Below are 11,937 nucleotides of genomic sequence, written 5' to 3'. Positions count from 1 at the left end.
CGGTCGCCGCCACGGTCACCAAAGCCGCCACGGCCACCGCGATCGCCACCGCGGCCGCCGCGGTCACCGCCACGGCCACCGCGATCGCCAAAGCCGCCGCGACCGCCACGGTCGCCGCCACGGCCACCGCGCTCGTCACGGCCGCCGCGAGGACCGCGGTCCTCGTCCAGGCCCATGGCGACGAGCGGAGCGATAACCTTATCGAGAGCGGCCATCAGCTCGGTGGCCTCCTCGTAAGAAAGCTCGGGCAGGAGCTTCTCCTTCTTGTTGGCAAGCTCGGTCAGGCCCTCAGCGGCATCCTCGGCAGCGAAGACAACGATCTTGCGCATATCGCCCTCGGCGTCGTCGATGCGGCCGACCAGATCGGCAGCCTCGGCCTCGGCCATCAGGCCATCGAGCTCACGAAGGCGCATGCCCAGCAGGTCGGACATTTCCTTCTGCTCCATCTTGGGCTTGAGGTCAAGAAGCTTGATGGCGCGCTCGATGTTCGCCATGCGCTCGGCCTTGGCCTCCTCCTCCTTGGAAATAGCAAAGCGACGGCTGCGCAGCAGGCGGGCGGCCTTCTGCATCTTGTCCATCAGCTCTTCGTCATCGTAATCAGCGGCGGCCTCGACAACCTCGGCCTCCTCGGCGGAAACCTCGTCAGCAGCCTCAACCTCGGCAGCTTCGGTCTCCACGGTCTCGACTGCCTCGACCTCGGCAGCCATGGTCTCGTTCTCGGTCTCGTTCATGATCTCTTCGTTCTCAGACATGAGACTCCTTCTTGGCCCTCTCGGGCATCATCGCCCCATTCGCGGGGCCCGTCGCGCACTCTTTGCGCTTTAAACATTCATGCCTCTCGGCAAAACGTCCATTAGTTTATGGTGTCGCCATCCAATCTAGCTGCAGAATCTATGTGCACACATTAATGCGACATGTGCGACTCGCGGCGGGCGTACACCAGCGACACCGCGAACCCGGCCACGGCAATCACGGCCGCTACGCGCACGGCAGCCGCAAATCCTATCGCCTGGGCAACGTCCGCCGCAACGCCAGCGGCGCCAGCAGCCACCGCAGAACTCGAAAGCAGGCCGATAAACAGCGACGGACCAAACGACGCGGCAATCATGTTCCACGTGTTAAGCAATGCCGTTCCGTGAGGATGCTCAGCGGCGGGGAGCGTCTCCAAACCGGCGGTCTGCGAGGGGCTCAGTACCAAACCGACGCCGGCATACACCACAACGGTCAGCAGCACGACAACGCCGATGTTCATGCTTGCCGCGGTCATCGAGATTGCCGTCTGCCCCACAGCGATCAGGGCAAAGCCGACCGGCAGCAGCGGCCACGCACCACGGGCATCCATCACGCGTCCGCCCACAATCGAGGTCACGGCGTTGCAGGCGATCGCCGGCAAAATGAGCAAACCCGCGACAAGTGCGGTCATGCCGTATGCGCCCTCAAAATAGAGCGGCAACAAAACGCTCATCGAGAACGTCGTCATCATCGACACCACCACAAGCAGGCATGCAGGCCAAAAACGAACGCTCGCCATGGGACGCACGTTAAGCACCGGATGCTCGAGCTTGAGCTGACGAACCGCAAACAGGCCGAGCACCACAACAGCGGCGAAAAGCGCCACGATACCGGCCATCACATTGGTCGAGAACTCGCCTACGGAATACACGAACGCCGTAATGCCGGCAGCGAGCAAAACAACCGACAGAATATCAAGCGTGGTGTTCGAGCGCTCTCCGACATTCCGAACGAGCTTTGCTGCCGCCGCGGCGACCACGACACCGCCCACCAGCGGCACTACGAACACCGCCCTCCAGCCAAACAACGTGCACATAAGACCACTAATCACGGGCCCAAACGCCGGCCCTAGCGTAATGCAGGCACCGCCCAGGCTCAGATACAGACCGAGCTTCTCGCGCGGAGCGCAAGACAGCACCACGTTCATCATGAGCGGGAACAAGATGCCCGATCCCGCAGCCTGCAAAATACGACTTGGTAGCAAAACGCTAAACGACGGGGCGACCAGGCACAGGACTTCTCCGGCGACCAGGCATCCGCATGCGAAAAACAGCAGCTTGCGCGTCGAGAAACGACCGGACAGAAAGGCCATGATGGCCGTAAAGATCGACGTCACGATCATGTATCCCGAAACTAGCCACTGCGCCGTGGTGGCACTCACCGAAAAGGCCGCCATGATATCGTGCAGTGCCACGTTAATGATGGTCTCGTTAAACGCGGCGACAAAGGCTGCAATATACATTACGACGAGAAACGCCGAAGTGGCCGATGGCGTTGCTTGAACTTGTTGCTGAGATTTGCTCCCCATGCATTTCCTTCCTCTTGGAACGACAGTCGCATCGCCCCAGAGGAACAGTCCAGGGCGAGCATGAGCCCTAGACTTACGTCAGACGCCGCACGCGACGGATCCGACAACATGGTCCAACGTTGAAAGATTGTAACGCTGACGCGCAGCTTTCCTTCCGCGCTATTATTAAAAGTCCACGAAAGCACGAGACATGAGGAGCCCGCCATGATTAAGCCCATCATGAAATCCGAGTTCTTTTTGCGCCTGCCTTCCGAAGACGCGGGACCCGACGATGCCGCGACCGGGCAGGACCTCCTGGATACGCTCCATGAGCATGAGCACGAGTGCGTGGGCCTTGCCGCCAACATGATTGGCGTGCGCAAACGCATCATCTGCGTAAAGGACGGCAACAGGGCGCTGCTGATGTACAACCCTCAAATTCTTGAGCAGGTCAATTCCTATCAGACGAGCGAAGGATGTCTCTCGCTTTCCGGCGAGCGCCCCTGTACTCGCTATCGCCGCATTAAGGTTGAGTATTTGGACGAGAACTTCGTCCACCGCATCAAAAACTTCTCGGGCTACACCGCCGAGATCATCCAACACGAAATCGATCATTGCAACGGCGTCGTTATATAGTTCCGCCGATTCAAGAAAGCTCCCTGCAGCAAAACAACTGCAGGGAGCTTTTCATAGTGCGGAGCTTCTATCCCACTAGCTCTGGCGGTAATGATCGAAGAAGTCGGCCAAGTCCTCAAGCGACTCTTTGAGCACTTCCATACGCGGCAGGTACACGATGCGGAAGTGGTCGGGCTCATCCCAGTTAAAGCCGCCGCCGCGCGTGATCAGGATCTTCTTCTCGTGCAGCAGGTCAAGGGCAAACTGCTCGTCATCGGTGATGTTGAACTTCTTAACATCCATCTTGGGGAAGATGTAGAACGCCGCACGCGGCTTGACCACCGAGATGCCGTCAATCTTGTTGAGCGCCTCATACACAAAGTTGCGCTGCTCGTAGACACGGCCGCCGGGACGGATGTAGTCGTTGACGGACTGGTGTCCACCGAGTGCCGTCTGAACGATCGATTGAGCCGGCACGTTGGAGCACAGGCGCATGTTGGAGAGCATGTTGATGCCCATAATAAAGTCGCTCATGCAGCGCTGGTTGCCCGAAAGCACCATCCAGCCAATACGATAGCCCGCGATCATGTGCGACTTGGAAAGGCCGCTAAAGGTGACGCAGGGCAGATCAGGAGCGAGCGAGGCAATCGAGACGTGCTCGTAGCCGTCCATGCACAGGCGGTCGTAGATCTCATCGGCAAAGATCATCAGCTGATGCCTGCGTGCAACCTCGACGATGCCCTCGAGCACCTCGCGCGGGTAGACCGAGCCCGTGGGGTTGTTGGGGTTGATGATAACGAGGGCTTTGGTCGCGCTCGTGATCTTGGACTCCATATCCTCCAGGTCGGGATACCAATCCGCCTGCTCATCGCACAGATAGTGCACAGGATGACCGCCGGCAAGGGTTGCGCACGCCGTCCAGAGCGGATAGTCGGGGCTGGGGATCAGAATCTCGTCGCCATTGTCGAGCAGCGCGTTCATCGAAAGCTGAATGAGCTCGGACACGCCGTTGCCCGTGTAGATATGCTCCATCTGAACGTTGGGCAGGCCCTTGATCTGCGAATACTGCATGATCGCCTTGCGCGCGGAGAACAGGCCACGCGAGTTGGAATAGCCTTCGCAGTCGGGCAGCTGCTGGCGCATGTCCTTGATGACCTCATCGGGCGTGCGGAAACCGAAGGGCGCCGGGTTGCCGATATTGAGCTTGAGGATGCGCTCGCCCTCGTCCTCCATACGGGCGGCCTCGTCGACGACGGGACCGCGCACGTCATACAGGACGTTATCGAGCTTGGTGGATTTAGAAAAAGTACGCATGGTGGTGCTCCTTGCAATTTGAGCTGAGGGATGGGGTTCGGGCTTGGAATCGTTGCGGGGTGATGATGCCTCGCCTTGATCGGCGTCGCCGGCAAGCAGCCAGGTAACATCGACCTCCAAAATACGGGCGAGCAGCTCAGCCACATCGCGCCGCGGAATCGTCTTGCCGCTCACATATTGGCTCATCTGACTCTTGCCGAGTTTTTTGCCGAGCATCTCCGATGCGCGGATCACGTCCGACTGGCGAACGTCGCGATCGGACATAGCCTGTCGCAGACGATCGCTAAACGTCTCTTGGGCCACTAGAACCTCCTTGCTGGCAAAGTTCAATTTATACAACACGAATTGAACCTGAGTTCAATTTAGGCAGCAGTATAACGCCGTGCTATTTCGAAAAGTTCAATTTCAAAAATAAAATGAGCAAGACCTCGAGATTTATCCCAAGGCGATAACGACGTGCACGCATTTAGAGGTATTCGAGGAAACGAGCGGCGGCAAGCGAAACATCGGCCGTTCGATATATGGCGTTGATCTGCCGATGGGGATGCCCTTCGAGCGGACGCACAGCAACATCGAACTGGCAGCGACGCAAGATGAGCGCGGGAAGAATGCTCACGCCCAGGCCATCCTCGACCATAGCCATAATCGCATAGTCATCCCAAGTCGACAGTTTTGAGCGCACCGCCAGCCCCGCCCGACGGAATAGCGGCGTAATCTCATCATCGGTACCCCGTTCCAGCAGAATAAACTGCTCGTTGGCCAAGTCGGCAAGCGAGACGGTCTCCTCACTAGCAAGCAAGGAGTCTACCGGCACTACCGCCATCAACTCGTCGCGCACCAAAGATCGCGATGTCATCCCATTTCCTCGGGGCTCATGCGGGATAAAGCCCAGATCACAACGGCCCTCCGCCACCCATTGTTCAATCTCTGAATAGTCGCCCATCAGTAACTCGTAATCAACGTCCGGATAATCGGCGCGAAAGCGCGCAATCACCGGAGGCAGCACGTGGGTCGCCACACTCGAAAACGTACCGATGCAGATTTTGCCGCGCATGAGCCCACGCATCTCATCCACCCGTCGCTGCAAACGAACAAATTCCTCGCATAACGCCTCGACCGCCGGCATAACTTGCCGCCCATCGGCAGAAAGCGTCACGCCCTCGCGACTGCGATCGAGCACCTTAAAGCCCCAGTCGGCCTCGAGATCGGCCACCATACGGCTCACGCCCGACTGCGAATAGTTCAGCCGCTCGGCGGCGCGCGTAAAACTGCCGGCGCGCACGGTCTCGAGCAGCACCTGCATCTTTTGAATATTCGTTTCCGCGGCACGCCTCCATCTTTGCATGAGTTTTTATCATGTTAACCATGCATTATATTCGCTTTTCTTCTAAAGCCAGTTCACCCATAGTGAACATGCTCGGATATAGAGGGGATGTCAGCGCATGAACAACGGACTGTTTACATACTTAGCAGCATTGCTATTGTTTGGCTCCAACGGCATCATTGCCGCGGCCATCGCGCTGCCGAGCTCCGATATCGTGCTGCTGCGCACCTTTCTGGGAGCCTTCTCGCTTGTCACCATCCTCGCCATCACCCAACGCCATAAACTGCAGGCGCCATCCCGCCCTCGCGAAGCTGCGGCCCTGATCCTCTCGGGAGCTGCGTTGGGCGCCAGCTGGATTTTTCTGTTTCGAGCCTATCAGACGATCGGCGTCGGCGTATCCTCGCTGCTGTACTACTGCGGCCCCATCATCGTCATGGCCCTCTCGCCGTTTATCTTTGGCGAAAAACTGACCGGCGGCAAAATCGCCGGCTTTATCGCCGTCGCCTGCGGCGCTTTTCTCATTGCAGCGCAAGGTCTCGGCGGCAACATGCCCATTGCGGGCATCGTCTGCGGCATCGCCTCGGCATTTTGCTATGCGCTGATGGTCATCGCTAGCAAGGGTGCGCCACGCATCGAGGGTCTCGAGAACTCTGCGCTCCAGTTGAGCGCCGCCTTTGTGACCGCGCTGGTCCTCACACTCGTCACCCAAGGCACCCCCTCGTTTTTCTCCCCCGGCATCGCCACAAGCATCGATTGGCGTGCCGTCGCTATGCTCGGCGTCGTCAACACCGGCATCGGTTGCCTGCTTTACTTTAGCGCCGTCGCCAAGCTGCCTGTGCAGACCGTCGCGGTTGTCGGCTACCTCGAGCCGCTTTCGGCGGTCGTGTTCTCGACCGTCCTTTTGGGTGAAGTCATAACGCCGGTCCGCCTGATGGGCGCCGCGCTTATCATCGGCGGCGCGCTCTTTTGCGAACTCGCCGGCAAGCGCGCAAGTACAAAGGCTGGCACTGCCCAGGCAGCGCGCGCCTAAAAGCCCCTCTTCAGTTTCCACCGACGAGCCCTATCGATCCCACCGAGCTGCTCGAGAGCGTCGCCGATACGCCCGAACAGCAACAGCTCGACGGCCTCGAGAGTGCCCAGCTCAACGACGTCAACTTCTAGCGACGTCACACATCGATGACAGTGGCCCTGCACCTCACGGGAGATGCAGGGCCATTTTGCATTGCAGTAAAGCTATGGGCTACGAACGACGCGGCTCGGGAACCACGAGCCTATCGGGGCTCGCGCCCTCGGCATCCATCAGGCTCACGTAACGAATCGACGGATCCCCATACATCGCGTAGTAATAATTGCCCGTGCGCGCGCTAAAGCATCCGGTATAGATAGTCTTCTCGAACTTGCCATCGCCCATCCTGGACGCCCCCTCAATCATCACCACGCCCTCGAGCGAGCGGAACATGCGAACGACGTTTTCGGTCTCGCTCTCCTTTTGCGGGTAATTGGCATTGAGGTACGCCGCCTTTACAAAACGGCTCGGCGAATAGCAATCGCCCGGAATGCCGCGCATGCCGGCACCGGCTCCATAGGGCTTAAGCTCGGCGCCACGCCATGTCGCCGTCTGCGGAAAATCGCTTGTGGCGGTGATATAGGTGCGCAGGTTTTCCATGTGCCACGGGAAGGTCGGCTGGTTGGCAAGGGTGTCGACCGGATCGTCGTATACATGCAGGCCGTCAGCCATCATCTCGACCACGATGCTGCGCTGGCTGTCGCCGATAATCCAATGGAGCAGCGACACGCCCAGCCCCTCTCCGGCAGATTTGGCGACAATCACCGTGTCGCGCAGCGCGGCCTCGACCTCATCGACCGTCGAGAACGTCGCTGCCACCCACAGGGGAAACTCATAGGCCGCGATATTGTTCTTGCCGTCGACAGGGCCCTCGGCATACTCGGCATAGCCGGGAAAGTTGAGCCCCGCCACAGCCAGACCCGCATCGTTACCACAGTCGAAAAACATGGGATAGTTCTTGTAATCGATGCACATGCCGATTACCGCGTGTGCCGCCGACGCATCGTCGATAAACGAATACGGAATGTGGAACCCGCGCGGCATCACGCGAACCTGTTGGCCGTAGTCAAAGCTCCAGTCGAGGTTGCGGCCCAGATACATGTGGCCAGAATTATCGGTAAATCGAATGCTCGTGCACATAGCGCCTCCTAGCTTTACGGTCCTGCTAAGGTTATTGTCACCAAACAAAAAGGCGCTAAACACAAAAGCCCGGACATGACAACAATGTCACGCCCGGACCAAAAGAGACGAAGTGCGGTGCTTTGGTCCCCTTAGACCAACTTTCCAAGACAGTGGTCGATCATATGCTGGACCATCTGCGCCTCGAAGCCCACAAAGTCCTGCTTGCGCTCGCGCATCTTGCCATCGACGATCTGGTCAAAGGCAACCTTGCACTTGATATAGCGCGTGGACTTGGTGACCTCCTCGTGCGTCAGGCAGCTCTCCTCCATCTTGCTGGCGCCCAGGCCAAACACCAGACGGGGGTTGTAGAGCACGTGGGGCTCGCCGGCGTCGTCCAGGTAGACGCAGACCTTCTTGGTAACGCCGATCTGGTTGGCGGCCAAGCAGCCGGCATCATCGAGCGACTTGATGGTATCGATCAGGTCCTGAGCAACCGACTCGTCCTCGACGGTCGCAACCTCGCAACGCTGGGACAGGATAGCCTCGTCGTGGCAAAGCTCTTTAATCATACGTTCCTCCATAGGGGTCGTTGTAACCGCTTAAGTATACGGTACCCACACATTTTCATGCGATAAATACCGTCCGTCTGTTACAAAGCGCCGAACATCAACATGCGAGGAACAGCAAGGTTGTAAAGGCGATATAGTAAATGAGTTCGTGTCAATCGGCCTAAACTCGGGGCCGAACAAGGAAAGGGTATGCATGGACGAACTTTTTCACGTCAGTGAGCGCAAGTCCACAATCGGGACCGAACTTCGCGCTGGACTGACAACATTCCTGGCGATGGCCTACATCATCGCCGTCAACCCCGCAGTGCTCTCGGGCGCTGGCATTGATGCGGGAGCGCTCGCCTGCGCCACCTGCCTGGGCGCCGGCATCATGACCATCTGCATGGGCATCTTCGCAAACCGCCCGCTCGCCTGCGCTTCAGGCCTGGGCATCAACGCCATGATCGCGGGCATCACCACCACCATGTGCGGCGGTGACTGGCACGTCGCCATGAGCGTTATCTTCCTCGAGGGTATCGTCATCTTGCTGCTCGTCCTTTGCGGCCTGCGCGAGGCCATCATGGACGCCATCCCCGTGGTCCTGCGCCACGCCATCTCGGTGGGTCTGGGCCTGTTTATCGCCATGATCGGCCTGTGCGACGCCGGCATCATCACCGCTGGCGCCGGTACGCTCGTCGGCCTGGGCGACATCGCCTCCCCCACCTTTATCGTCGGCATCATCTCCATCGTCGTGACGGTTGCCCTGGCTTCCCGCAACGTGCCGGGCTCGCTGCTCATCGGCATCATCGTCGCCGTTATCGCCGGAATCCCGCTGGGCGTCACCCATGCGCCCGAGGGCCTCATCGCACCGCTCGACTTCTCGACCTTCGGCGCCCCGTTTGCCAGCACTGCCGACGGCAACCTTGCCATCGTGAAGGTCCTGACCGACCCGATGCTGCTCGTCGTTGCCTTCTCGCTGCTCATGAGCGACTTCTTCGACACCATGGGCACCGCGATGGCCGTCGCCAAGCAGGGCGAGTTCTTGACCGAGGACGGCAATGTCGAGGACATCCGTCCCATCCTGGTCGTCGACTCCGTGGCCGCTGCTGCCGGTGGCTTTATGGGCGTCTCCTCCATCACCACCTTCGTCGAGTCCACCTCTGGCGCTGCCGACGGTGGCCGCACGGGCCTCACCTCCGTCACCACCGGCGTGCTGTTCATTCTCGCCGCGTTCTTCTCCCCCATCGTCACCATCGTTTCCAGCGCCGCCACCTGCGGTGCTCTGGTCTACGTCGGCTACCTCATGATGAGCGAGGCCTCCGAGATCGACTGGTCCGACGTGTCGCAGGGCTTCCCGGCGTTCATGATTGTCGCCGGCGTGCCCTTCACCTACTCCATCTCTGCCGGCATTGGTCTGGGCTTTATCGCCTACGTGGTCGTCGCGCTCTTTAAGGGCGAGGCATCCAAGATCAAGCCGCTCATGTGGATCGCAGCCCTTGCCTTCCTCGTCTACTTCTTTGTAGCGTAGGCGCAAGATTCGCAATACCAAACAGCAAAGCGCGGAGTCGCATCGAGCGGCTCCGCGCTTTGCTTTTAAAGCCAGGCGCCACACGGACGCGCGATGTATTGCTTCGCAAGTTTTGGACGTTTTGCTCTCCAAACGGCACTACCGCCGGCTACATCCTGCAGATATGCTGGGCGTAATCGCATAGGCCCTATGAGGATGGGAGTAACCATGGCCGCCTTGTTCACGACCCCCAAGCGCAATGACAAAACCTCTGGAGCCCATTTTGTCGAGCCCGACGTGCGCCGTCGCACGCTGCTCGCACACGGCAGCTGGCGCCGCGTGACACGCCGCATCGTTGTAGGCGCCGTATGCGCGCTCACGGTAAGTTCGCTGCTCATGCCGAGCGTCTCGCTCGCGGCCGAGTGGGTGGACGTCGGCGGCACCCAATACAACGCCGGCACCGCGGCGGGCGACGCCGCCGGCACCTGGAGCTGGGACGGCGCCGACGACATGAAGCTCAACGGCTATAACGGCGGCGCGATCGAGGCAGCGGGCAAGCTCAACGTGAGCTACGAGGGCAACAACACCGTCACTAACGACAACGGCCGCGGCATCAAGGTTAAGGATGGCGCGAACGAGAACGCCGAGCTTAATATTCAGGGCGACGCGTCCAGCACGCTCAACGTGACATCTTCTCGTGACGCCATCACTTCCGTCGGCAACATCAACATCGACGGCGCTGGCACTGTCAACGCCACGAGCACCGAGCACGATGCCATCGATGCCGGGGGCGATGTCACCATCAAGGGCTCGGGAAACGTTAACGCCACGGGCGATTCGGATGGCATCAGGGCCGACGGCAACATCACGATCGACAACAGCGGAACCGTCACCGCCAAGGCCACCGAGGATCAGGGTATCGATGCTAACGAGAACCTCATCATAAAGGGCGGCGGCAAGGTAGAGGCAAGCTCTATCAAAGACAATGCGATTTGGGCCGACGGCAACATCGAGATCTCGGGTGGCAGCCAGGTCAAGGCAAGCTCCGAGGAAGACGCCGCCATCGACGGTAAAAACAGCCTCACGGTCACGAACGCTTCCCTCAACGCAAGTGGCGTTGGGTATGGCATCTATGTCTACAAGGGCATCACGCTCGATGGCGCGACCGTGACGGTCCGCGCAAGCTCAGATGGCGGGGAAGCCAGCGCACTCTTCACCGATGAGGACAACATCGTCATCAAGAACGGCTCGACTGTGGATGCGCTCGCAGAAGGCAGGTTCTCGGTTGCAATCTCCACCAGTAATTTCTACTCCGACGAAGCGGGTGGCCATATCTACATCAGCGATTCCGTTGTCAAGGCCATAGCCCGCTATGCCGAGACCGGCGGCGACGGCCCCGACCACTACAGTGGAGACCAAAACGACGAAATCATCCCTGAGTCCGAGGGCCTGAACATCGGCATCTTCGCGCAGACCGAGAAGGGCATCACGCCCGCGACCATCTCGATCGTCCGCAGCAAGGTCACGGCCGAGGGAGACACGGCGGCTATCTTCGCCCTTGCCATGAGCGCGGACGGCAAGGCGATCGGCACCATCGAAATCAAGGACGCCATCATCCAGACGCCTGCAGGCGGCAAAGTCATTGACTATCGCAACAAGGAAGAGCTCAGCGACGGCATCGTCTACGAGGCGGGGCAGACCATTGGCACGGGCGATGCCACGATTGACTCCCCCTATGACGCCGCTGTCGCCAAGAGCACGGTCATCGTGCCTCCCGAGGAGACCAAGCCCGAGGAAAAGCACGGCAAGACCAAGCCCGAGGGTTCCAAGTCCGAGGGCACGAAGACAACCAAGACCGTTGCAGTTGCAGCCAAGGGAGCCAAGACCGTCGGCAAGCTCGCGGCAACCGGCGACACCTCGAACGCAGCCATCGTGGCAGCCGCCCTTGCGGGAACAGCCGCCATCGCCGCAGGCGCCCTGGCGAGTCGCAAACGTTCGTAAACACTTTTTCGCACAGGACGGGTGGATCGCAGCCCTTGCCTTCCCCGTCTACTTCTTCGTAGCGTAAGGGCAAGGCTGCAAAAGCTGAACAATAAAGCGCGGAGTCGCCATGTGAACTGCACCCCAAAACTTGGACGGCTT

10 protein-coding genes are annotated in these 11,937 nt (G+C 59.6%); 4 read left to right on the top strand and 6 right to left on the bottom strand.

The genetic code is table 11. From position 1 onward, the window contains the following. Positions 1-752: hypothetical protein (locus DW850_RS10230; RefSeq protein ID WP_117786930.1), on the bottom strand; the 752-nt coding region annotated here is incomplete at its 3' end. Between the two features lie 152 nt (positions 753-904). Continuing rightward, complete coding sequence (locus tag DW850_RS09695; protein WP_233540664.1) at positions 905-2,254, bottom strand: MFS transporter; 1,350 nt, start codon at positions 2,252-2,254, stop codon at positions 905-907. Positions 2,255-2,524: 270 nt separating this feature from the next. Between DW850_RS09695 and DW850_RS09690 the strand changes: the two genes are divergently transcribed. Then, positions 2,525-2,935: a peptide deformylase gene (locus DW850_RS09690; protein ID WP_117786928.1), complete on the top strand. Its 411-nt coding sequence runs from the start codon at positions 2,525-2,527 to the stop codon at positions 2,933-2,935. Positions 2,936-3,010: 75 nt separating this feature from the next. Here DW850_RS09690 and DW850_RS09685 read toward each other — a convergent pair whose 3' ends face one another. Together DW850_RS09685 and DW850_RS09680 are read right to left on the bottom strand one after the other, a co-directional pair. Then, positions 3,011-4,492 carry an aminotransferase class I/II-fold pyridoxal phosphate-dependent enzyme gene (locus DW850_RS09685; protein WP_117786931.1) on the bottom strand — a complete coding sequence of 494 codons (1,482 nt, stop codon included), beginning with the start codon at positions 4,490-4,492 and terminating at the stop codon, positions 3,011-3,013. Between the two features lie 202 nt (positions 4,493-4,694). Further along, positions 4,695-5,573, bottom strand: coding sequence for a LysR family transcriptional regulator (locus DW850_RS09680; RefSeq protein ID WP_117786927.1), 879 nt, complete (start codon positions 5,571-5,573; stop codon positions 4,695-4,697). 97 nt (positions 5,574-5,670) lie between these two features. On the opposite strand from DW850_RS09680, the gene DW850_RS09675 reads away from it, so the two are divergent. Continuing rightward, positions 5,671-6,582, top strand: coding sequence for a DMT family transporter (locus DW850_RS09675; protein WP_117736466.1), 912 nt, complete (start codon positions 5,671-5,673; stop codon positions 6,580-6,582). 210 nt (positions 6,583-6,792) lie between these two features. Here the strand turns inward: DW850_RS09675 and bsh are convergent, their stop codons facing one another. Further along, on the bottom strand, positions 6,793-7,758 hold the full coding sequence (gene bsh, locus DW850_RS09670; RefSeq protein WP_117629622.1) for a choloylglycine hydrolase: 966 nt from the start codon (positions 7,756-7,758) through the stop codon (positions 6,793-6,795). A gap of 131 nt (positions 7,759-7,889) precedes the next feature. Further along, a complete protein-coding gene (locus DW850_RS09665) occupies positions 7,890-8,309 on the bottom strand; it encodes a peptide deformylase (RefSeq protein ID WP_117563534.1) in 420 nt (139 codons plus the stop codon). Positions 8,310-8,502: 193 nt separating this feature from the next. Between DW850_RS09665 and DW850_RS09660 the strand changes: the two genes are divergently transcribed. Next, a complete protein-coding gene (locus tag DW850_RS09660) occupies positions 8,503-9,816 on the top strand; it encodes an NCS2 family permease (RefSeq protein ID WP_117640610.1) in 1,314 nt (437 codons plus the stop codon). A 207-nt stretch (positions 9,817-10,023) separates the two neighbouring features. Then, the gene (locus DW850_RS09655; RefSeq protein WP_117786926.1) at positions 10,024-11,796 is read left to right on the top strand and encodes a carbohydrate-binding domain-containing protein; all 1,773 of its coding nucleotides are present in this window, start codon (positions 10,024-10,026) and stop codon (positions 11,794-11,796) included. Positions 11,797-11,937 lie beyond the last annotated feature (141 nt).

It is taken from the genome of Collinsella sp. AM36-4AA (genome assembly GCF_003467795.1).
Classification (GTDB): domain Bacteria; phylum Actinomycetota; class Coriobacteriia; order Coriobacteriales; family Coriobacteriaceae; genus Collinsella.
This window is presented reverse-complemented; position numbering and strand designations above follow the sequence as displayed.

Bases quoted from the DNA above. Each gene is read 5' to 3' on its own strand.
- DW850_RS09680 (WP_117786927.1), bottom strand. From the start codon at position 5,573: ATGCAAAGATGGAGGCGTGCCGCGGAAACGAATATTCAAAAGATGCAG.
- DW850_RS09690 (WP_117786928.1), top strand. From the start codon at position 2,525: ATGATTAAGCCCATCATGAAATCCGAGTTCTTTTTGCGCCTGCCTTCC.
- DW850_RS09685 (WP_117786931.1), bottom strand. From the start codon at position 4,492: ATGTCCGATCGCGACGTTCGCCAGTCGGACGTGATCCGCGCATCGGAG.
- DW850_RS09660 (WP_117640610.1), top strand. From the start codon at position 8,503: ATGGACGAACTTTTTCACGTCAGTGAGCGCAAGTCCACAATCGGGACC.
- DW850_RS09695 (WP_233540664.1), bottom strand. From the start codon at position 2,254: ATGTATATTGCAGCCTTTGTCGCCGCGTTTAACGAGACCATCATTAAC.
- DW850_RS09665 (WP_117563534.1), bottom strand. From the start codon at position 8,309: ATGATTAAAGAGCTTTGCCACGACGAGGCTATCCTGTCCCAGCGTTGC.
- DW850_RS09675 (WP_117736466.1), top strand. From the start codon at position 5,671: ATGAACAACGGACTGTTTACATACTTAGCAGCATTGCTATTGTTTGGC.
- DW850_RS09655 (WP_117786926.1), top strand. From the start codon at position 10,024: ATGGCCGCCTTGTTCACGACCCCCAAGCGCAATGACAAAACCTCTGGA.
- bsh (WP_117629622.1), bottom strand. From the start codon at position 7,758: ATGTGCACGAGCATTCGATTTACCGATAATTCTGGCCACATGTATCTG.